Raw genomic sequence first — 20,801 nt, 5'->3', positions numbered from 1 at the left:
CTCTCCCGTCGAGCGATTTAGCGCCCGCCTACGACAATCCGGTCGACCCACACTTCGCCACGCCCGCAGGCGGCCACCCGCGCCGGCCTCGCACCCCAGCCCACGTGCGGCTGAGGGCGACGATCACAGGGAGACGAGGCTCTCGTCACGGGTTGCGTCGGCGGGCGAAGGCTCTACGACCGACGGCCAACGTTGTACGGGAGCGGCGTAGCCGAGCCGGGTACTCCAGCTCCACCGACCGTTACGTGAGGTGAGGGAGAGCACGGACGACGGCACGTCGAGGTGCCAGAACGCTCGTGCCGGTGCGGCCATGGCATGGACGAGCGAGGCCCGGACGACCGCCGGTTCGGTGACGGCCAGTACGTGCCCCGCATCAGGCGGGACGCTGCTCAGCCAGTGCGCGGTCCGCCGACAGAGCTCGCGTACCGACTCGCCTCCGTGCGGTGTGGCGTCGGGATCCGTGAGCCAGGCGGAGAGCCCGAGGGGGTCGCCTGCCGCCACGTCGCCGACCGTACTGCCGTACCACCTGCCGTGGTCGAGGTCGCGCAACCCCGGTTCCGGTGTGGTCTCCAGCCCGAGGCTGTACGAGGTCAGCGCGCAGCGGGTCGAAGGCGCCCGCACCGCAACCGAGTGGCGAGGCAGTGCCGCTATCGCCGCCGCTGCCCCACGCACGGCGCGCTTGCTTCGGGGACCGTCGCCGAGGCGGGTGTCCGTGAGGGGGACCGGGGCGGTCGCACACAGAAATGTCAGTGTGACGGTCATGGCGTTGACCTCCTCTTTCCGGCCGACGACGCGGGTCGGTTCCCGCGAGTCAGGTGATCAGGCGGGCGGGTTCGGTGGCGGTGTGCAGCAGGTACTCGAGCGGTCCGCGCCGGAAGACCCTCGTCCAGGCGAGGGCGAACAGCATGGCCGCGGCGATGAAGGCGAGAAGGACGGGCAGGGCGGCGGAGTCCGACATGTCGTCGATGCCCAGGGCCTTGATGGCGAGGATGTGGCCGACGTAGGCGGTGAGCGAGATCGAGCCGACGGCGATGACGGGCGCGGCCCACCACCGCAGGCGCGCGGAGTGTGCGGTGGCCATGAGGCAGGCGGCCAGGACCACCAGTGCGGTGCCGGTGTTGCCCATGATGGAAAAGGTCGTCTGGCTGTGCGGTGCGGCCACCAGCAGCCAGTCGGGAACACCGGTAACCGGGTCCTCGCCCACGCCGTCGGACCACCATGCCGATGTGGCCGCTGTGGTGTCGGTCGCCGCGTTGACGGCGGCCTGAGCGCCGGGGACCAGGTGCAGGGCCAGCCAGGAGCTGCCGTAACCCAGTACCGCCAGCGCACCGCCGCCCACGGCGAGGTGGGTGAGAACACCGGGCCGGGCCAGGTCGAGCTTCGCGACCGCCATCCCGGCGACGATGAAGGGCAGCCAGGTCAGAACCGGATACGGACCGGTGACGAACAGCTCGACGAGTCCGTCCGTGCCACTGACCCGGGCCAGGGGATCGTGAGCGATGACGGCGTCGGCCCGGCTTCCGCCGTCGACCGCGGCTCGCAGCAGATACAGGACCTGGGGCATGACGAGCGCGGTAGCCGCGGCGACGAGCGCCAGTGTGGCCGGGCGCAGCCGGTACAGCGGCAGCGCGAGCACGAAGAGCAGCCCGTAGGCGGAGAGGATCACGTCGACATCGGTGTCGAGAGCGGTCAGCGCGTAGCCCAGGGCGATGAGGATGGCCGCGCGGATCAGTACCCTGCCCGTCGCCTGCCGCCCCGCACGACCGGTACGCGGCTGCGGGCGGCCGGTCAGCAGGACCAGAGTGAAGCCGGCGAGCAGGGCGAACAGCGTCGCCGAGCGGCCACGCGCTGCCTCCAGCAGCCAACCGAGGGGGCCGCCCACGGACGGATCGGGACCGATGTGGGCCGCGAACATGCCGAAGATCGCCAGACCGCGTGCCAGGTCGAGGCCGATCAGCCGTCCGGTCGACGACGCACGGAAGGGTGAGTCGTCCGCCGGGGCGGACGCCACCACCGAAGGCACGGCGTGCGTCATAGGCACCAGGGTTGGCGAAACGGCCCGGGGCAACCATCCGGCAGATGTCCGGAACGGTCCCCGCCGACCGGCTGGCGGACCCGTGCCGCTCGGCCGAAGCCGGCATGTGGCGCCCGCGCAATGGTGGTTTCCCGGCGACGGACAGGCCCTCGGATCCGGGGAGCGGAGCGGTCAGGCTCTGCCTTCGGCCGGCAGTTCCAGATGAAGTGCGTAGCCACCGTCCGCCGTCGGGCCGGAGGTGACGCTGCCACCGAGGAGCGCGGCACGCTGATGCAGGCCGATCAGACCGTACTGCGCGCTGGGCAGGGGGAGTCCGGGCCTGGTCGGGGCGGTGTTGACGACGGTCGTCCGTACGGTGCCGCCCTCGTGGCGGATGCTCACCGTGGCGGCGGCACCGGGCGCGTGCTTGCGTACGTTGGTCAGCGCTTCCTGAACGGTGCGGTAGATGGCGCGCTGGACGGCCGGCGAGAGGCCGTTGGGCAGGTCCGTCCGCAGCTCGGCCTCGATACCGCTGCCGTCGATCAGTTGCTGGAGGTCGGCCAGGGACGGCTGCGGGGTCAGCTCCGTGGGGCGCCCCCCGGAGGCGCGCAGGACGCCGACCATGTGCCGCAGCTCCTCCAGGGTCTGCACGCTCAGCCCCCGGATCGTGGCCGCGGCTTCCTTGACCTCGGTGTCCCGGCTGCCGACCTGGAGTGCACCGGCGCGTACCGCGATCAGGCTGACCTGGTGGGAGACCACGTCATGCATCTCCCGGGCGAGCTGCGCGCGCTCCTTGGCCAGCACGGTCTGGTCGGTCAGCATCCGTTCGTGGTCACGTGCTTCGGAGATCTCGGTGAGCCGCAGCGACAGATCACTCCGGGTCTGGACGAGCTGGCCGAGGAAGACGGCCGCGGCCGCCGTCGCCCCCGTGTAGCCCAGCGTGATCAGGGTCGAGGTGTCCGACAGGTCGAGCTCCGGTGACGGCCACGACGAAATGTCACAGATCGTGTACGCCGCGACGCACAGTCCCAGCAGGAAGCGATGGCGGGAGAGCGAGCCGAGCGTGTACAGCGCGGCCAGCCCGGCGAAGATCGCGTCGGACAGCAGGATGGCCGGCAGGGTGAGCAAGAAGGTGAGCAGGGGCAGGCGACGGCGCAACAGAAGGGAGAGGGAGGCTCCCACAGAAAAGGCCAGACGCAGCGGCTCGTCGTCGTCGACATGGACCCAGACGTCGAGGAGCGAGACTCCGACGAGGACGGCGTCGACGATAGCGGCGTGCAGGCGTCGGTCGGTCATCCGCGCTCCTGGTCCCGCGGCTGCTTGAGAAGGCGCGCCCGCTCGGCGAGCAGGGCGGCCTGGACGCGGCTGGTCACCTCCAGCTTGGTGAGGATGGCGCTCACATGGTCCTTGACGGTGCCGGTGCTCAGATGCATCCGGGTGGCGATGTCGGTGTTCGACAGTCCCTCGGCGACGAGGACGAGTACGTCGCGCTCACGGTCGGTCAGCCGGGCCACGCCGCGGGCGGCGTCCTCCTGTGATCCGGCGTCCAGATAGGTGTCGACGACCGTCCGGGTGACCTTGGACGACAGCACCTTGTGGCCGCCCGCGAGGTCGCGCACCAGGAAGGGCAGTTCCTCGGGATCGGTGTCCTTGAGAAGGAAACCGGCGGCACCCGAGCGCAGGGCGGTCGCCACGTATTCGTCCATGTCGAACGTCGTGAGCATCGCCACGACGGGAGGCTCCGGCAGCCGGCGGAGAGCGGCCAGGACGGTGAGTCCGTCCACGTCGGGCATACGGATGTCCAGCAGCACGACGTCGGGACGATGCTCCTGCACGGCCTCGACCGCGTAGGCGCCGGGAACCGCCGCCACGACCGTGATGTCGTCCGCCGCGTCGAGGATGCGCTGGAAGCCCGTACGAATCAGGGCCTCGTCGTCGACCACCATTACCCGGATCACGTGTGCTCCATTCGCCACCGGGCCACTGTCCGATTCGTACCATGCCGAGAGGCGCCGCGCGGGTGCCGGAGGCCGAATGCGGCCACGTGGCGGGGGGCGCCGGCCAGTCGGCGGGGGGTGCTCCGGCGCTCTGCCGTCGTGCGGCGCAACGACGGCAACCGCGTGCTCGACCCGGTGACACCCGGCGATCACGGCCGCCTTCTCCGACCGACAGGCTCCTGCCGTCAGGACGCCCGGCTGTCCATCAGGTGATCCGGCGGGCCGGAGCAGTGGCGGCATGGAGGAGGTACTCCAGCGGTCCACGCCGGTAGAAGCGGGTCCACAGGAGGGCGAACAGCATGGCCGCAACCGTGAAGCCGAGGAACACCGGCAGCGGGACCCAGCCGTCCAGGTCCTCCAACTCGTCGGCACCCAGGAAATGAATCGCCACGATATGGGCGACGTAGGCGGTCAAGGAGATCGACCCGACGGCGGCCAGCGGAGCCAGCAGTCGGGGGTGGTCCTCGGTGAGCTGAACCGTGAGACAGCAGACGGCCAGGACGGCGAGCGCGACACCGGTGTTGCCCACGATGGACCAGGTGGTCTGGCTGTGCGGGACGGCCACCAGCAGCCAGGCCGGATACCCGGAGGCGAACTCCTCACCGACAGCGTCCGACCACCACGCGGAAGCGGGAGGTCCGCCGCCCGCGGCGGCGCTGACCGCTGCTTTGGCTCCCGGGACGCTGTGCAGAGCGAGCCACGATCCCCCGTAGCCGATCACGGTGAGGCCCGCGCCTGCGCAGGCCAGCCTGACGAGGGTGTCACGACGCGAGAGGTCCAACTTGGCCAGCGCCATACCGGCGACGATGAAGGAGAACCAGGTCAGTGCGGGATACTCACCGGTCACGAACAGTTCGAGAATCCCGTCGGAGTCGGTGATCCGGGCCAGCGGGTCGAGGTCGATCAAGGTGACCGCCCAACTTCCCCCGTCGACCGCGGCCCTCAGCAGGTACAGCACCTGAGGCAGGACGAGCGCGGTCGACGCCGCGATGATCGCCAGCGTCCTGGCTCTCAGCCGGTACAGGGGGAGGGCGAGGACGAACAGCAGCCCGTAGAAAGCCAGGATGACGTCGACATCGGTGTCGAGCAGGACCAGCGCGTAGCCCAGGACGATCAGAATGGCGGCGCGGATCACGACACGGCCCGCCGCCTGGCGTCCACTCCGCCCTGTGCGCGGCTGTGGACGGCCCATGAGCAGGATCAGGGTGAATCCGGCAAGGAGCGCGAACAGGGCCGCCGACCGGCCGTGCGCCACCTCCATGAGCCAGCCCACCGGGCCGCCGATCGATGGCTCGGGGCCGATGTGGGCGGCGAACATCCCGAAGATCGCCAGGGCGCGCGCAACATCGAGACCGAGCATCCTCCCTGTCGACGGGGTGCGGCCGGGTACATCGTCCGCGGCTGTCGCGGACGGCATGCCCGGAGCTGAGGCGCGTCTCATTGCGCACCAATCTGCGGGAAATCCGCGGCGTCAGCCATCCGGCAGGTGACCGGAGCGCCCCCGCCGACCGGCGGGGGTGCCTGTCGTCTGTCGGCGATTCGTGCGGGCGTCGACCGGTGGTTCCTCTGCCGCTCGGGGCCGCGATGCGCGACCGCATGCGTTCGCCCTGCCAAGTGCGTTGCAAAGGTGCGTTGCAAGGTGCGATGTCAGGTCCCGAAGTCCTGCACCGGATATATCGAGTCCGGCCGGACTCGATGGGTTGAGAAGTGTTTACACTGGGGAATTGCCTTGACTACCACATCTGTTATCAGCCTCGATATGCACGGTCCGGTGGGGCCGGGGGAAATCTCGGCGTGAACCGCACCGACTGCAGGTGAACGACTATGTACTCGCTGTGCGACGAATCGACAACAGATCATGTCTTCGTGGCAGGAGGATTGCCTGTCCCGGCTCCGGGCCGAGCTCGAATCCGCCTGACGACGGCGGCCCGGGCCGAGGCTTTCCGTACGCCCCGGGAGGAACTGTTGTGAAACGCAACAGCTTTGAGGGGCAGGCTGCTGTATCCGATTCCTCGGCCCGCGCGGACACTTCTGCCAGTGCCAGTGCCAGTGCCGGTGCCGGTGCTAGTGCCAACGGGCAGTCCGGCACCGAGGCTCAGTTGGCCGAGATACTGGCCGGGGTTCTGCATACGGACCGGGTGGCGGTGGACGGTGATTTCTTTGCCGATCTGGGTGCGGATTCGTTGGTGATGGCGCAGTTCTGTGCTCGTGTGCGTAAGCGGGATGATCTTCCGACCGTTTCGATGAAGGACATCTACCGCACCCCGACGATCGAAAGCCTGGCCGCCGAGTTTTCCGCTGCGGACTCCGGTTCGACGGCGGCGGTCTCCCGTGGTGTGACTGATGCGCCGTCACAGGACGTGGAGGCTGAGTTGGCCGAGATACTGGCCGGGGTTCTGCATACGGACCGGGTGGCGGTGGACGGTGATTTCTTTGCCGATCTGGGTGCGGATTCGTTGGTGATGGCGCAGTTCTGTGCTCGTGTGCGTAAGCGGGATGATCTTCCGACCGTTTCGATGAAGGACATCTACCGCACCCCGACGATCGAAAGCCTGGCCGCCGGTCTCGTTGTGCCACAGAACGAACTCGCTCCGCCCGACGTCGCTCCGCAAACCGGTGACGTGAAGGCTGCCGAGCCCTCCCCACCAAGCACCGACGTGCCGGCCGGTGTCATGTCCTCGCGATTCCGTACGGGGAAGTACGTCCTGTGCGGGATGCTGCAACTCCTCTTCTTCCTCGGTGTGTCCGCCCTCGCCGCCCTCGTCGCCGTGCGGGGCTACGAGTGGATCCAGGGCGGCTCCGGAGCCCTCGCCCTCTATCTGCGAGTGACGCTGTTCGTCACCGCCACCTTTGTGGGTGCCTGCGCCCTCTCCGTGCTCGCCAAGTGGCTGCTCGTCGGCCGCTTTCGGCCCCGCCGGATCCCGGTCTGGAGCCTTGCGTATGTGCGTTTCTGGTGTGTGAAAACGCTGATCCGCATCAGTCCGATGCGCCTGTTCGTCGGTACACCCCTGTACGTGCTCTACCTCAGGGCACTTGGCGCGAAGATCGGCCGCAACGTGGCGATCTTCTCGCGCAACGTGCCGGTGTGCACTGACATGCTCACCGTCGAGGAAGGCACCGTCATCCGGAAGGACGTGTTCTTCTCCTGCTACCGGGCGTACGACGGGGTGATCGAGACGGGTCCCGTCACGCTCGGACGGAACGCGACCGTCAGCGAGCAGACCGTTCTCGACATCGACACCGCGATGGGCGACAGTGCTCAACTGGGCCATGTCTCCTCGCTGCACAGCGGCCAGCGAGTACCCGCGGGGGAGGCCTGGCACGGGTCCCCGGCCGAACCCACCACCACCGACTTCCGGGCTGTCGAGCCCACCCCGTGCGGCGGACTGCGCAAGACCCTCTACACCGCTGCCCAACTCCTGCTGCTGCTGGGCGTCTATTTGCCGCTGTCGCTCGGCGGTCTGGCTCTCGTGTTCTCCGCACTCCCGCAGCTGGATGCGCTCCTGAACCCCGAACCGGCTTTCACCAGCCCCGGGTTCTACATCGATGCCCTGCTCGCCTCCCTGGTGGCCTTCTTCGGTGGCCTGCTGGCGGGCCTCGTAGCCGTGAACGCGGTGCCGCGGGCGTTCCGCCCGGTGATCAAGCCGGGCAAGATCTACCCCTTGTACGGCTTCCACCACGGTCTCCAGCGAGCCATGACGCGGTTGACCAACATCCGGTTCTTCGTCCTGCTCTTCGGGGACAGCTCCGCCATCGTCCACTACCTGCGCTGTCTGGGGTACGACCTGTGCCGGATCGAGCAGACCGGCTCGAACTTCGGCTCCCTGGTCAAGCACGACAGCCCGTACATGAGTCGGGTCGGCAGCGGGACGATGGTCGCCGACGGCCTGTCGGTCATCAACGCCGACTTCTCCAGCACGTCCTTCCGCTTCTCCCCGACCTCGATCGGAGCGAACAGCTTCCTCGGCAACAACATCGCCTATCCCACCCGCGGCCGCGTCGGCGACAACTGTCTGCTCGCGACCAAGGTCATGGTGCCCATCGACGGGCCGGTCCGTGAGGGCGTGGGGCTGCTGGGCTCGCCCAGCTTCGAGATCCCTCGCACGGTGATGCGCGACAACCGGTTCAACGATCTGGCGACCGGCGACGAACTGCGCCGCCGCCTGTCGGCCAAGAACAGGCACAACGCGCTCACCGCGACCCTGTACCTGCTGATGCGCTGGTTCCACTTCTATGTCATCGCCCTCATCGCGATGGCCGCCGTCGACCTCTATCACGTCCACGGCGTGGCGCCGATCGCCGTGGCGAGCCTGCTCACCCTGGTGTTCACCGTCCTCTTCTACTCGCTGGTGGAACGGACCATCACCCGGGTGCGGCCGCTGAAACCGCTGTACTGCTCGATCTACGACCTGTCCTTCTGGCGCCACGAACGCTTCTGGAAACTGACGACCCACCGGTACATGCAACTCTTCAACGGCACCCCGTTCAAGAACGTCGTCTGGCGGCTGCTCGGCGTCCGGATCGGCCGCCAGGTTTTCGACGACGGCTGCTCACTGATCGAGCGAGCCCTCGTCACCATCGGCGACCGCTGCACCCTCAACGCCGGAACCGTGATCCAGTGCCACTCCCAGGAGGACGGCGCCTTCAAGTCGGACCAGGCGACACTCGGTGCCGGTGTGACCCTCGGGGTCGGTGCCTTCGTCCACTACGGCACCGCCGTGGGCGACAAGGCGTACCTGGCGGCCGACTCCTTCCTGATGAAGGGCGAGGAAGTGCCTCCGCGAGAGAGGTGGGGCGGCAACCCGGCTCGGGAGGGAGTCGCCGTCATGGGCCGGCCTGAGGGCGGAAAGGCCTCGGTGCCGCAGACGGCGGGGCAGAGGATGTCTGTCTGACCCGCTCCGATGCGGTCTCGGAGCGCCGCGCAGAGGTTGCCCATGCGGCACAGAGCGTAGTGGTCCGCCTGGATCAGCCGTTGCGGGATGCCTGTTTGTGCCCCCTTATGGTGAGTGCGCGTCACCGAGAGTCATAGGTGTGCGTCGCTTCGGTGGGGCACCCGGCGCACGTGGGGCGCCCTTCGGCTACGTGGAAGGACTGAGTGTGAGCACTCGCTTTGGCATGACCCGGGGGAAGGCGCTCGTCATCGCGGCAGTGGCCGCGATCGTCGCCTCGACACTCTCCGCATCGATGTCGACTGCCGCAGACGGAAACGACGGAAACGAAGCGCGCCCTGATCACTGGGGCGTGATCGCCCGCAACACGATCGGCTCTCCCGTCGCCGATCTGCGGAACGGCCCGTACGGCTCGTTCGGCGTGACGGGCACCGCCGCCAGGCCGCCCTACGGACGGGGCAGCCTCGGCATCGAGGTGGCGGACGCATCCACCTCGCTGAGCCCTTCCAGCGAGAAGGTCGACTTCGGCAATGAGGTCGACTTCTTCGGCGATCCGGTGCAGGGGCTGCGGAGGCTCGGGTTCCACGTCTTCCAGACCGGCGAGAACGTGTCGTACGGCGGTGCCGATAACCTGCCGAACATCCGGTTCGAGATCGATCCGAACCTGACCGCGCTGACGACCGACAACTACTCCACGATGGTGTGGGTGCCGGATGCCTCCCCCGTGACGAACGGCTGGAGTCCCTTCCTCGACGCCACCTCGACCGGCTACTGGTACCTCACGGGCAACGAGACGACCTGCAACCCTGCCGCCGAGTGCACGTTGGAGGAGCTCAAGACCTCGCTCAACGACGGTGGCGAGGGAGCGACCATCCTCACGGCCGCGGTGGGCAAGGGCCGCGACAACATGTGGATCGGGGCCGTCGACGGCCTCCGTATCAACCAGACCGTCTATGACTTCGAGACCAGCGGCGTCAGGGGGCGTCGAGCCGGCTGACGCGAACGGCCGAGCCCTGGACCCCGTCGACCATCGGTTGGCCCAGGGCTCGGCCGGCTGTGCGAAGGCGCTGGGTGTGTGTCGGACGATGCGTGTGTGTCGGACGACCGGATGCGCCACCGCGGCAGACCAGCAGTGGACGGGGGCGCCAAGCCCCGGCGATCAGCACGTAGCGTTCGTCGGTCACCGTCCCGCCCCACAAGTCGGCATGGCCGCTGAGGTCTTCGACGCGCAGGTGGGTGACGAGAGGGCTGACGGCGGCAGTGAGGTCGTCGGCGCCGATGCCGCGATGCCACGGCAGGGTGTCGGCGCCGGCCACGTAGGGAACTCCGCTCTGCCCGGCTTCGCGCCACCGTCCCTCGACCAGAACGAGTGTGCCGCCGGGGCGGAGCCGGGCGACCCACTGGCGCAGCGCGGACTGCGGGTCGGGCAGGGTCCACACCAGATGGAGTGAGAGCACGATGTCGAACATGTCGTCGCCGGTGGGCGGAGCGGCGGCATCACCCACCAGGAAGCGGCCGTCCAGGCCCGCCGCGGCGAGCTTGGCCCGGGCCTGTTCGGCCATGCGCGGTGCGAGGTCCACGCCGGTGACCCGGTGTCCGGCCCCGGCCGGCAGCAGCGAGAGGGATCCGGTACCGCAGCCGACGTCCAGCACGTTCGCCGGGCCGGGCGGCAGCCAGGAGGAATGGCACGTCGACCACGCCTCGCGGGTCCTGTCCTGGCGCAGACCGTGATCCGGCTCGTCGTCGAAGGCGGGGGCGGCGGCATCCCAGTAGGCCCTGATGGCAGCGGAGTTGGTCATACAGCCGATGCTTTCACCCGGCACTGACAGCCCCGTGTCCGGTTGGCACGGCTGCCCACCGCCGGCCGACGGTTCGTGCTCGGTCCGGCTCCCTACCGCCGGGCGCCGCGGGTGCGCAGGGCGAACGCGCCGGCCACAGCCAGGGCGCCCACGCCGACCGCGGTGAGCGTGCCGGGCGAGGCGAAGGGGCGGTACGAGCCTGCGGCCATCAGGGACCACCGCGTCTGGACGGACAGCGCGCTCCCGACGCTCTGCAGCGAACCGAACGACAGCACCGACATGCCGGACCCGATCGAGCCGATGGACAGCGAGGAGCCGATGGACCCGATGGACAGCGCGCTGCCCACCGAGCCGATGGACAGCACGGAGCCGACGGAGCTGATCGACAGGAAGGAGTCCTTCGACCACAGGGAGAGAGTGGAACCCCGGACCGCACGGGACGGAAGACGCGTCATACGGCCATTGTGTCGTGAGCCGGCGCGGCTCGCGCCGCATCGCGCGCCGGTGGCCGAAGAACGGCAGGAGCACGGCTGTTGTCAGGATCGCTCGGGGTTCGGGCGGTCCTGACGGAACACGGCCGCCAGGACCCGCTGGAATCGCGAGGTCATCTCGTCGGCGCTCTGCTCGGGATGGTGCCGCCACCATGCGACCGCAGAGCTCACCGTCCCGTACCAGAGGTGCGTGACGAGGTCGGCGTCGAGCGGCTCGGTCGCCTGTGAAGCGCTGAGCACCTCGGCCACGCCGACGGCTCCCATGCGGTTGAACGCGCGCCGGTACTCGATCGCCCTGGCGTGGAGGTCGCTGTTGGCGGCCACGGTGGTGTCGTAGACGAGTTCCCAGTCGTGCAGGCGGGACTCGAGCGCCCGGAAGAGGGCCTCCATGGTGCGTGCGGCTCGCGCGACGTCCGGTGACCCGTCCTGCGCCGATTCGATCGCCGCGGCGAGGCGGGAGCCCGCGCGGTCCAGGCAGGCCAGGTAGAGACCGTCCTTGGACCCGAAGTACTCGTAGATCATGGGCTTGGTGATCCCTGCCCGCGTCGCGATGTCCGCAGTCGAACCGCGCACGTAGCCCTTGGTGCCGAACTCCTCCGCCGCCGCGTCCAGGATCAGTTGTTCCCGGTCCCTGCGGGGCATGCCCTTGGTGCCCACACCGCGCGTGGTCTTGTCCTGCTTGCTCATGGCGGCATCCTATGCCAATCTGACCGCTCGGTAACTTACCCATCATTCAGATCGGTGGTCGGGGGATGCAGAGCAGGACGCGTTCGTGGTGGGGATGGGGCCATGTCGAGGACGCGGTGGCCGGCCCGGAGCGTGACGCACTGACCCGAAGGGTCTCCGATCTGCTGCCCGGAGCGGACCTGAGCGCGCACACGGCGCCGCCGATCGAGGCGTTCGGTGTGGGCGCGAGCAGGGTCCGCGCGCCGCTGGCTCTGGCGCCGATCGTCTCCGAGGGCGTACGCGACCGTTTGGCGCACAGCCACGGACAGGCCTTCCGCGACGTGGTCCGGGCCCTCTTGGGGAAGCTGCCGCACGTGCCGGACCTCGTCGTCCGCCCTACGTCGGAGGCCGAGGTTGTCCAGGTGCTCGACTGGTGCAGTGACGCCGGCATCGCGGTCATCCCGTTCGGTGGCGGCTCCTCGGTCGTGGGAGGTGTCGAGCCGCGCGTCGGCGGAGACTACGCGGGGGCGGTCAGCCTGGACCTCACCGCGATGAACCGCGTCCTCGAGGTCGACCCGACCAGCCGCGCCGCGCTCGTCCAGGCCGGGGTCCTCGGCCCGGACCTCGAGGACCAACTGCGGCCCCACGGTTACACGCTCCGCTTCTTCCCCCAGTCCTTCGAGTTCTCCACGCTCGGCGGTTGGCTGGCCACTCGTGCCGGGGGACACTTCGCGACGGTCCTCACCCATATCGACGACCTCACCGAGTCCCTCCGGGTCGTCACCCCCGCAGGTGTCGTCGAGTCCCGGCGGCTGCCCGCCTCGGGTGCGGGCCCTTCCCCCGACCGGATGTTCCTCGGCTCCGAGGGCTCGCTCGGCGTCATCACCCAGGCATGGGTCCGTCTCCAGGACCGTCCCCGGTGGCGGGCAGGCGCGTCGGTGGCCTTCCGGGACCACGACGCCGGCGTGAACGCCGTGCGCGCGCTGTCCCAGTCCGGCCTGCATCCTTCCAACTGCCGCCTCCTGGACCCCGTGGAGGCTTTCATCAACGCCGGCTCCCCGACGGCCGTCCTGGTGCTCGGTTTCGAATCCGCGGATCATCCCGTCACCTCCTGGATGGAACGCGCGCTGGAACTCTGCCGCGATCACGGAGGCACGCTGCCCGAGCCCGCGCGCTACAGCGACAGCGCCGACCGGTCCGCGCGCAGCGGAGCCGCCGACACCTGGCGGTCCTCGTTCGTACGGATGCCCTATCAGCGCGACGCGCTCGCGGCCCAGAGCATGATCGTGGAAACCTTCGAGACCGCGTGCACATGGGACCGGTTCGAAAGCCTGCGCGCAGCCGTCGACGACGCGGCCCAGGACGCCATGCGCAAGGTCGGCGCCACAGGCGTCGTGACGTGCCGGTTCACGCACGTCTACCCCGATGGACCCGCACCGTATTTCGGGATCTACGCCACCGGTGACTGGGGCAGGACGGTGGAGCAGTGGGACGAGATCAAGGCGGCGGTTTCCGAGGCGCTGATCGCCTCCGGAGGCACGATCACGCATCACCACGCGGTGGGCCGCGACCACCGACCGTGGTACGACCGGCAACGCCCCGACCTGTTCGCCGCCGCCCTGCGGGCAGGCAAGGCGACGCTCGACCCGGCGGGCATCCTCAACCCGGGCGCGGTGATGGACCCTTTGCGTCGGCCGCAGGACCGGCCGCCGGTGTGAGAACAGGTGAAAGTGGTGGGGTACTGACCCGTCGCAGGCGTACCGCTCTGCCTGCTTCGGGAAAGCATGGGCCGCAGCAGAGGCGCGATCCGCGCCCCTCGGGCATCAGCCGCTCACACGCCACGTCCGATGACCCTAGGTCTTAGGTACCGGTCGACCTGGGCCTCAGGCCCGATTCGCAGGGCCTCCGACAACAGTTGGCGTCCCACCATGCGCCTAGGACTGTTTGGCACCGGCAACGTCGCTCGAGCACTGGCCCACGGCTGGAAGGCCGCAGGGCACGACGTGCTCCTCGGTTCACGTCGGCCCGAGGAACGGACCGATCTCGGGCTCCCCGTAGCGAGTCTGGACGAGACAGCCGCCCACGCGGAAGTACTCGTCAACGCAACCCCGGGGACCGTCTCCGTGGACCTGCTGCACTCCATCGGGGCACCGGCGTTGGCCGGCACCCTGCTGATCGATGTCGGGGTCGGCCTCTCCGACGACTTCACCGAGCTCTCACACCCCAACAGCAGCCTGGCGGAACAGATCCAGCACGCCTTCCCCCTGACACCCGTCGTGAAGACGCTGTGCACCATGGACTCCACCGTCATGACCGCGCCGGGCGCTCTGGACGGCCCGAGCACCGTCTTCCTCTCCGGTGACGACGCCGAGGCCAAACGCGCCACCGGGCGGCTGCTCACCGACCTCGGCTGGCCCCCCTCGTCCCAACTGGACATCGGCGGCATCACCACCGCACGCGGACAGGAGCACTTCGCCCTGCTCTTCATGGGCATCGCGGGCGGTCTGGGTTCTCATACCTTCAACATCAACGTGGTCACCCGCCCTCCGGCGTAGAGCTCGCCGTCCACGTGCCACCGTCCCGCGGGTTCATGGTCCGGGACACGACGCCACGACTGCCCGACGGACCCGGCCGGCCGCGAGGAGAGCGGTCATCCGCACATCCGTACAGGGGAGTGGCCTGACCGGTTTCGCGTGCGACCGCCGGCCGCCGGCGCGAGACTGAGCGACAGGCCGCCGGGTGATGGTCGCCGGCCGGACAGAGGGAGAGTCTGATGGGGTGGATCACTGAGGAGTTCGGCGAATCCCACGAGGGCATTACCGGGGCGGTCCTCGCGGACGGCCATGAACCCAAGCCCGTCTACCTGGACTTCGGCAGTGGCAGCGGGTCCGTGCACGAGACCAGCGAGTGGTGGGCCTACAACGGGGAGCTGAACCGACCGAGAGCGGCAGCCGTCCGAGCGGCGTGCGCGTGCGGCTGGCGCAACCCCGACCATCCCATCGCCTGGGACGAGTTGCATGACGGCGGCCTGAACGACGTGGATACGTCGGGTCCGTACCGCGACTGGAGCGGGCACATCGCCACCGTCGACCGCCGTACGGTGCCGCTGCCCGCCGAAGTGGCCGAGTCCATCGAGCGGTTGGACGAGCAACTCACCTCCCTCGCCGAACAGGCGCCGGTGGCCGCGCTGAGGGCGGCGGCCGCTCTGGAGCGCATCACCGCTGCGGTTGGTCTGGAGGCCGCGCACGCGATCCAGGCGGACGAGCTGTCCTTCGACACGATCGCCACCGCCCTCGGCGTCAGCCCGGCGGCCGCCCGCGCCCGCCTGACGCGTTACCTTCTCAGCCGTTGATCCTCAGCCGCGGTTCATGGGGCTCCCAGGACACTGCACCGAGCCGTTCGCGGTCTCACGCGCGTGACCTGCCCGTCCCGGGCCGTGCAGGCGTCGACCAGAGGCCACGGCCCGGCCTCCCGGTCGCAGGCGACTGACGTCTCTGTGCGTCGACCCAGCCATCACGCCGCCGAGTGGAGAGCCCGACGCCCCGGGGGGATAATTCAACTGATTATCGTTTCGTTTTCCCCACCGGCAGGAGGACGGCATGCGAGCGATCCGTGCTCGCGCTCCGAGCGTGGTCATCGGATGCACGGCGGTTCTGGTCCTCGGACTGGGCGGATCCGCCTGTGCCGATCCCGGGACCGGCAGCCGGCTCACGGTCCAGGAACCGCCCGTCCCTGTGGTCGCCTCGACCAATGTCTACGGCGATGTCGTCAAGCAGATCGGGTCGGACAAGGTCGACGTCGTCTCGATCATCAGCGACCCGGCGCAGGACCCTCACTCGTACGAGGCCAGTACCCGCAACCAGCTGGAGCTGGCCAAGGCGAAGGTCGTGGTCGAGAACGGCGGCGGCTACGACGATTTCGTCGGGCGCATGCTGCGCGGTTCCGGCAATTCCTCGGCCGAGGTGGTCGATGCCGTCGATGCCTCCGGGAAGCGGCCCGCTGCCGACGGGGCATTCAACGAGCACGTCTGGTACGACCTCCCCACCATGGGCAAGGTCGCCGACCGGATCGCGGACGCGCTGGCGAAGGCCGCACCGGCCGACGGCGCCGAATTCCGGCAGAACGCCAAGACGTTCAAGGACGACCTGGCCGGTCTCCAGGAGGAGACGAAGCAGATCAACTCCCGTCACGCGGGAACCCCCGTGGCCGTCACCGAGCCCGTCCCCCTCTATCTGACCGAGGCGAGCGGCCTGGTGAACAAGACGCCCGCGGACTTCAGCGAAGCCGTCGAGGAAGGCGACGAGGTGTCCCCGCAGAGCTTGCGGGACACCCTCGCGCTGTTCACCGACAGGCAGGTCGAAGTGCTGGTGTACAACGAACAGACCGCTGGTCCCCAGACGGAGAAGGTCGAGAAGGCCGCCGTGGACAACGACATCCCCGTGGTCGCGGTGACCGAGACCCTCCCGGAGGGGGAGGACTACGTCAGCTGGATGGCGTCCAACATCGACGCGCTCAAGAACGCTCTGGACAGGTGAGAGACCGTGATGGACCGCACGGAGGCTCCCGCACCGCTCTCTCCGCCAGGACCGGTGGATCGCGAGACCGGCCCGGCGGCACCGGTGATCAGCCTGCGGTCGGCGACGCTCGCGTACGGGGGCCGGGTGCTGTGGCGTGACCTCGATCTCGATGTACGGCCGGGGGAGTTCCTGGCGGTCCTGGGGCCCAACGGTTCGGGCAAGACCAGCCTGTTGCGCGTACTGCTGGGCCATCAGCCGCTCACGGCGGGGTCGTTGACCGTTCTGGGCCGCGGCCCGCACCGCGGTGGCAGGCACATCGGCTACGTACCGCAGCACAAGTCCCTTCCCGCGCACACGATGCTCCGCGCCCGGGACCTCGTACGGCTGGGCGTGGACGGCCATCGGTGGGGGCTGCCCCTGGCTCCCGGCGCGGCCCGTCGCCGGGTGGACGAGCTTTTGGAGTCCGTCGGCGCGAGCTCGTACGGGGACGTCGCTGTCGGAAGGCTCTCGGGCGGCGAACAGCAGCGCGTCCGCATCGCCCAGGCCCTGGCCACCGACCCGCAGATCCTGCTCTGCGACGAGCCCCTGCTCTCCCTCGACCTCCAGCACCAGCGCACGGTCACCACCCTGGTGGACCACCGGCGCCGGTCGGCCGGTACCGCCGTGATCTTCGTGACGCACGAGATCAACCCGGTACTCGGCCTGGTGGACCGGGTGTTGTATCTGGCTCCCGGCGGATTCCGGGTCGGGCCCCCGGACGAGGTGATGACCACCGCCTCCCTGTCGGAGCTCTACGGCACCGAGGTCGATGTCCTCCGTGTCCGCGGCCGCGTCGTCGTCGTGGGAGCACCCGACGCGGCCACCGCCCACCACCATTCCCACGAGACGGACGGGACGGACGGAGGGGAAAAGTTGTGAGCGGAAGCCTGCCGATCGCGAACGGGGAGGACGGCGGGTTCTGGCAGCAGATCTTCGACTTCACCAACTACGGTGAGCTGCTGTCCCTCGTGCACAACTCGCTTCTGGCGGGAGTCCTCCTGGGCCTGGTGGGCGGCTTGGTCGGGGTGCTCGTCATCATGCGCGATCTGCCGTTCGCGGTGCACGGGATCAGTGAGCTGTCCTTCGCCGGCGGGGCCGCGGCGCTGCTGGCCGGCGTCAATATCGTCGCCGGTTCCATCGTGGGATCCCTCATGGCGGCGGCCGCGATCGGGATGCTCGGCGTCCGTGCCCGTGACCGGAATTCCGTGATCGGGATCATCATGCCGTTCGGGCTCGGCCTCGGCGTGCTCTTCCTGTCCCTGTACAAGGGGCGGGCCGCAAACAAGTTCGGGATCCTCACCGGTCAGATCGTCGCCGTCGACACCCCGCAGATGGCCTGGCTGCTCGGTACGTCGGCCGTGGTTCTGGTCGCCCTCGCGGTCATCTGGCGACCGCTGACCTTCGTCAGCGCGGATCCGGAGGTCGCCGAGGCGAGGGGCCTCCCCGTCCGTGCGTTGTCCCTGTCGTTCATGCTGGTCCTCGCCCTGGCCGTGGCCCTCTGCGTGCAGATCGTCGGCGCCCTGCTGGTCCTGGCGCTCCTCGTCACGCCCGCGGCCGCGGCCGCCCGGATCACTGCATCCCCTGTGCTGTTGCCGGTGCTGAGCGTCGTGTTCGCGCTCGTGTCGATGGAGGGCGGGATTCTGCTCTCCCTCGGCAGCACTGTCCCCATCAGTCCTTACGTCACCACTCTGTCGTTCCTGATCTACCTGGTCTGCCGGCTGGCCGGTTCGCGCCGCACCGCGAAGACGACCCGGGTGCCTCTCGCCGCGGGGCCGCGGCCCTCCGCGCACGTCTGAACGGGCCCAATGCCCCAGGTCGACCCATCGAGTGGAGAGGGTCACACTGGAAGGGAGGACCGTCGCGCCGACTGGGCGCTGACGGAAGGAGCGGTTCATGCATCCCCTCGCCATCGTCGGCACGGCCGCCGGCAAGTTTGCTCACTACGCGGTGTCCGGCGTGGTGGGCGCTCTGATCATCAAGAAACTCCCGGCCGCGAAGCCGGTCGCGCGCAAAGCCGTCGTCGGCGGGCTCGCAGGCGGGATCGTCGCGAGCCGGTGGCTGAACGAGGCCGCCGAAGAGGCCCGTCTCAAGGCCGGTGACGTGCTGGCCGAGGCCCGTACCTCGCTCGGCGAGGAGGTGCCGCCGCCCTCCGCGGTCAAGGTCGAGGGCGACGATCACGGACACGAGCACTGATCATGCCGACCGTGCTGGTGCGCTCCGTGGCGTCGGGCCGAGCGCGCCTGATCGTTCCGTGGCTGCGTGACCGGCCGGGTTGTGCGGGGCTCGTCGACGAGCGGCTCATGGGGGTCAGCGGCTTCCGCGCCCTGCGGATCTTCCCGCGCACGGGCAGCGTGGTGATCTGGATGGCCCCCGACAAGCTCGACATCGACCGTCTGGTCGCTGCGCTGGAGGAAGCCCCGCCCGCCTCCGTCGTGGCGGCCAAGCCCTCCCGGTCGCTGCCCGACTCCTCCACCGGGGAGGTCGCCCGACTGGTGGTCGGAGGCGCCGTACTGGCGCTCGTGGCACTGCGCCGCCTTCTCGGCCGGCCCCGCATCAGCTTCGGCTCCTCGGGATTCCTCGGAGTGGTCACGCTCTTCACGGGGCTGCCGTTCTTCCGGGGCGCGTTGCGCTCGCTCCGAGGACGCAGCAGCCCGGGCACGGACACCCTGGTCACCGCGGCGACGCTGATCTCTCTGTTCCTGCGCGAGAACGTGGTCGCGCTGATCGTGCTGTGGCTGCTGAACATCGGCGAGTTCCTCCAGACCATGACCCTGCGCCGCACCCGCCGCGCCATCGAGGACCTGCTCACGATCGGCGAGGAGCGCGTCTGGCTCGTACGCGAGGGAACCGAGGCCGAGGTGGCACTGGAGGAACTGGAGCCGGGCGACGTGGTCGCCGTGTACGAGCACCACCGCATCCCCGTCGACGGGCACGTGCTCTCCGGCGAGGCCCTCGTGGACCAGGCGGCCGTCACCGGCGAGGCCCTGCCCGTCTATGCCCGGGAAGGCGCGCATGTCTATGCCGGCACCATCGTCACGTCCGGCTCGCTGACCGTACGCGCGGACTCCGTCGGCGGCGACACCACGGTCGGCCGGATCATCAGCCGGGTCGAGGAGGCCCAGTCCGACCGGGCCCCGATCCAGACCGTGGCCGACCGCTTCACCCGGCGCTTCGTCCCCGTCTCCTTCGCCCTTGCCGCGTTGACCTACGTCGCCACCCGCGACGCCCGCCGAGCCATGACCATGCTGCTGATCGCCTGCCCCTGCGCAGCGGGTCTTGCCACACCGACGGCCATCAGCGCGGCCATCGGCAACGGCGCCCGCCGCGGCACCCTCATCAAGGGCGGCACCCATCTCGAAGGCGTCGGCCGGGTCACCGCGGTCGTCTTCGACAAGACCGGCACCCTCACCTTCGGCAGACCTCTGGTCACCAGCGTCGTCACGCTGACCGACGCCTTCAGCGCCGACGAGGTGCTGAGCCTGGCCGCCTCGGGTGAGCTGCACGCCCGGCACCCGCTGGCGCAGGCCATCGTCGCCCGCACCGAGGAACAGCATCTGCACATTCCGATACACCAGGCGTGCGAGGTCGTCCTCGGGATGGGTATGCGCGCCGAACTCGACGGTACGCGGCTGCTCGTGGGCAGCCCCGCTCTGCTGCGCCAGAACGGCGTGGGGCTGACCGAGGAGGCCCAGGGCTGGACCGATCGCTTGAGGAGCGGTGGCGAGACCGTCATCTGCCTGGCCCACGACCAGGATCTGATCGGCATGCTCGGGGTCTCCGACGCGGTACGCGCCGGAGCCGAGACCGTCATCCAGCAGCTGCGCGAACTCGGCGTCGGCCGCCTGATCCTGCTCACCGGCGACGCGCCGGAGACCGCCCAGGTCGTCGCCGACACGCTCGGTATCACCGAGGTGCACGCGCACGCCCTGCCGGAGGCGAAGCTCCAGTTGATCCGCGACCTCCAGGCGGAGGGGCACACGGTCGCGATGGTCGGCGACGGCACCAACGACGCCCCGGCCCTCGCCCTTGCCGATGTCGGTATCTCCATGGGTGAACACTCCTCGCATGTGGCCCTGGAGACGGCCGACATCGCCCTCGCGGGAAACGATCTGCGCCAGGTCGCCGCCGTGGTCGAACTCAGCCGCCACACCCTGCGCGTCGTACGCCAGAACTACGGCCTCGCGATCGGCGTGAACCTGCTCGGCCTGGTGGCCGGAGCCGGCGGCTCCATGAACCCGGTCCTCGCCGCCCTGCTCCACAACACCAGCAGCATCGCCGTGGTGGGCAATTCAGCGCGGCTGGTCAACCACACCCCGCACCTGCCCCGCGTGGGCGACGACATCCCGAGGGCAGCCCCTCTGGAGGACCGCAGGGTGCGCTGAACCCGTC

17 protein-coding genes and 1 pseudogene are annotated in these 20,801 nt (G+C 69.4%); 10 read left to right on the top strand and 8 right to left on the bottom strand.

Annotated features, from left to right (window positions below; all coding sequences use genetic code 11):
* Positions 1-123: 123 nt before the first annotated feature.
* The 5 genes from ABTX78_RS08270 to ABTX78_RS08250 all read right to left on the bottom strand — a co-directional run bounded on the left by ABTX78_RS08270 (position 124) and on the right by ABTX78_RS08250 (position 5,428).
* A complete protein-coding gene (locus ABTX78_RS08270) occupies positions 124-762 on the bottom strand; it encodes a histidine phosphatase family protein (protein ID WP_352205994.1) in 639 nt (212 codons plus the stop codon).
* Positions 763-811: 49 nt separating this feature from the next.
* Positions 812-2,035 (bottom strand): DUF418 domain-containing protein, encoded by a 1,224-nt coding sequence (locus tag ABTX78_RS08265; RefSeq protein ID WP_352205993.1) that lies wholly within the window; start codon positions 2,033-2,035, stop codon positions 812-814.
* A gap of 171 nt (positions 2,036-2,206) precedes the next feature.
* Positions 2,207-3,310, bottom strand: coding sequence for a sensor histidine kinase (locus ABTX78_RS08260; protein WP_352205992.1), 1,104 nt, complete (start codon positions 3,308-3,310; stop codon positions 2,207-2,209).
* Positions 3,307-3,972: a response regulator gene (locus tag ABTX78_RS08255; protein ID WP_352205991.1), complete on the bottom strand. Its 666-nt coding sequence runs from the start codon at positions 3,970-3,972 to the stop codon at positions 3,307-3,309. Before ABTX78_RS08255 ends, ABTX78_RS08260 begins: the two co-directional genes overlap by 4 nt.
* A 244-nt stretch (positions 3,973-4,216) precedes the next feature.
* The gene (locus ABTX78_RS08250) at positions 4,217-5,428 is read right to left on the bottom strand and encodes a DUF418 domain-containing protein (RefSeq protein ID WP_352205990.1); all 1,212 of its coding nucleotides are present in this window, start codon (positions 5,426-5,428) and stop codon (positions 4,217-4,219) included.
* Between the two features lie 691 nt (positions 5,429-6,119).
* Between ABTX78_RS08250 and ABTX78_RS08245 the strand changes: the two genes are divergently transcribed.
* Entirely contained in the window at positions 6,120-8,903 is a 2,784-nt protein-coding gene (locus tag ABTX78_RS08245; RefSeq protein ID WP_502993831.1) for a Pls/PosA family non-ribosomal peptide synthetase, read from the top strand.
* A 205-nt stretch (positions 8,904-9,108) separates the two neighbouring features.
* Positions 9,109-9,897 (top strand): hypothetical protein, encoded by a 789-nt coding sequence (locus ABTX78_RS08240; RefSeq protein ID WP_352205988.1) that lies wholly within the window; start codon positions 9,109-9,111, stop codon positions 9,895-9,897.
* Between the two features lie 157 nt (positions 9,898-10,054).
* Here ABTX78_RS08240 and ABTX78_RS08235 read toward each other — a convergent pair.
* The 3 genes and pseudogenes from ABTX78_RS08235 to ABTX78_RS08225 form a co-directional block, all read right to left on the bottom strand.
* A pseudogene (locus ABTX78_RS08235) lies at positions 10,055-10,699 on the bottom strand (class I SAM-dependent methyltransferase); the annotation flags it as partial.
* A gap of 92 nt (positions 10,700-10,791) precedes the next feature.
* Positions 10,792-11,154 carry a hypothetical protein gene (locus ABTX78_RS08230; protein ID WP_352205987.1) on the bottom strand — a complete coding sequence of 121 codons (363 nt, stop codon included), beginning with the start codon at positions 11,152-11,154 and terminating at the stop codon, positions 10,792-10,794.
* Positions 11,155-11,235: 81 nt separating this feature from the next.
* A complete protein-coding gene (locus tag ABTX78_RS08225; protein ID WP_352205986.1) occupies positions 11,236-11,877 on the bottom strand; it encodes a TetR/AcrR family transcriptional regulator in 642 nt (213 codons plus the stop codon).
* Between the two features lie 65 nt (positions 11,878-11,942).
* Between ABTX78_RS08225 and ABTX78_RS08220 the strand changes: the two genes are divergently transcribed.
* The 8 genes from ABTX78_RS08220 to ABTX78_RS08185 all read left to right on the top strand — a co-directional run bounded on the left by ABTX78_RS08220 (position 11,943) and on the right by ABTX78_RS08185 (position 20,794).
* Positions 11,943-13,574: an FAD-binding oxidoreductase gene (locus ABTX78_RS08220; RefSeq protein WP_352205985.1), complete on the top strand. Its 1,632-nt coding sequence runs from the start codon at positions 11,943-11,945 to the stop codon at positions 13,572-13,574.
* Between the two features lie 210 nt (positions 13,575-13,784).
* Positions 13,785-14,411 (top strand): NADPH-dependent F420 reductase, encoded by a 627-nt coding sequence (locus ABTX78_RS08215; RefSeq protein ID WP_352205984.1) that lies wholly within the window; start codon positions 13,785-13,787, stop codon positions 14,409-14,411.
* Positions 14,412-14,629: 218 nt separating this feature from the next.
* Positions 14,630-15,208: a hypothetical protein gene (locus ABTX78_RS08210; RefSeq protein ID WP_352205983.1), complete on the top strand. Its 579-nt coding sequence runs from the start codon at positions 14,630-14,632 to the stop codon at positions 15,206-15,208.
* 247 nt (positions 15,209-15,455) lie between these two features.
* Positions 15,456-16,391, top strand: a complete 936-nt coding sequence (locus ABTX78_RS08205) for a metal ABC transporter solute-binding protein, Zn/Mn family (protein WP_352205982.1) — start codon at positions 15,456-15,458, stop codon at positions 16,389-16,391.
* A gap of 9 nt (positions 16,392-16,400) precedes the next feature.
* Positions 16,401-17,291, top strand: coding sequence for a metal ABC transporter ATP-binding protein (locus ABTX78_RS08200; protein ID WP_352205981.1), 891 nt, complete (start codon positions 16,401-16,403; stop codon positions 17,289-17,291).
* A complete protein-coding gene (locus ABTX78_RS08195; RefSeq protein ID WP_352205980.1) occupies positions 17,288-18,208 on the top strand; it encodes a metal ABC transporter permease in 921 nt (306 codons plus the stop codon). The genes ABTX78_RS08200 and ABTX78_RS08195 overlap by 4 nt, the downstream gene beginning before the upstream one ends.
* 97 nt (positions 18,209-18,305) lie before the next feature.
* Complete coding sequence (locus ABTX78_RS08190) at positions 18,306-18,605, top strand: DUF1490 family protein (protein WP_352205979.1); 300 nt, start codon at positions 18,306-18,308, stop codon at positions 18,603-18,605.
* Between the two features lie 2 nt (positions 18,606-18,607).
* The gene (locus ABTX78_RS08185) at positions 18,608-20,794 is read left to right on the top strand and encodes a heavy metal translocating P-type ATPase (protein WP_352205978.1); all 2,187 of its coding nucleotides are present in this window, start codon (positions 18,608-18,610) and stop codon (positions 20,792-20,794) included.
* Positions 20,795-20,801: the final 7 nt, after the last annotated feature.

Origin of the sequence: Streptomyces sp. NPDC096193, assembly GCF_040302905.1 — a bacterium.
GTDB lineage: Bacteria > Actinomycetota > Actinomycetes > Streptomycetales > Streptomycetaceae > Streptomyces.
This window is presented reverse-complemented; position numbering and strand designations above follow the sequence as displayed.

Coding starts and splice junctions, on each gene's coding strand:
- ABTX78_RS08200 (WP_352205981.1), top strand. CDS start 16,401: ATGGACCGCACGGAGGCTCCCGCACCGCTCTCTCCGCCAGGACCGGTG.
- ABTX78_RS08265 (WP_352205993.1), bottom strand. CDS start 2,035: ATGACGCACGCCGTGCCTTCGGTGGTGGCGTCCGCCCCGGCGGACGAC.
- ABTX78_RS08215 (WP_352205984.1), top strand. CDS start 13,785: ATGCGCCTAGGACTGTTTGGCACCGGCAACGTCGCTCGAGCACTGGCC.
- ABTX78_RS08190 (WP_352205979.1), top strand. CDS start 18,306: ATGCATCCCCTCGCCATCGTCGGCACGGCCGCCGGCAAGTTTGCTCAC.
- ABTX78_RS08185 (WP_352205978.1), top strand. CDS start 18,608: ATGCCGACCGTGCTGGTGCGCTCCGTGGCGTCGGGCCGAGCGCGCCTG.
- ABTX78_RS08260 (WP_352205992.1), bottom strand. CDS start 3,310: ATGACCGACCGACGCCTGCACGCCGCTATCGTCGACGCCGTCCTCGTC.
- ABTX78_RS08210 (WP_352205983.1), top strand. CDS start 14,630: ATGGGGTGGATCACTGAGGAGTTCGGCGAATCCCACGAGGGCATTACC.
- ABTX78_RS08250 (WP_352205990.1), bottom strand. CDS start 5,428: ATGCCGTCCGCGACAGCCGCGGACGATGTACCCGGCCGCACCCCGTCG.
- ABTX78_RS08205 (WP_352205982.1), top strand. CDS start 15,456: ATGCGAGCGATCCGTGCTCGCGCTCCGAGCGTGGTCATCGGATGCACG.
- ABTX78_RS08220 (WP_352205985.1), top strand. CDS start 11,943: ATGCAGAGCAGGACGCGTTCGTGGTGGGGATGGGGCCATGTCGAGGAC.
- ABTX78_RS08230 (WP_352205987.1), bottom strand. CDS start 11,154: ATGACGCGTCTTCCGTCCCGTGCGGTCCGGGGTTCCACTCTCTCCCTG.
- ABTX78_RS08270 (WP_352205994.1), bottom strand. CDS start 762: ATGACCGTCACACTGACATTTCTGTGTGCGACCGCCCCGGTCCCCCTC.
- ABTX78_RS08225 (WP_352205986.1), bottom strand. CDS start 11,877: ATGAGCAAGCAGGACAAGACCACGCGCGGTGTGGGCACCAAGGGCATG.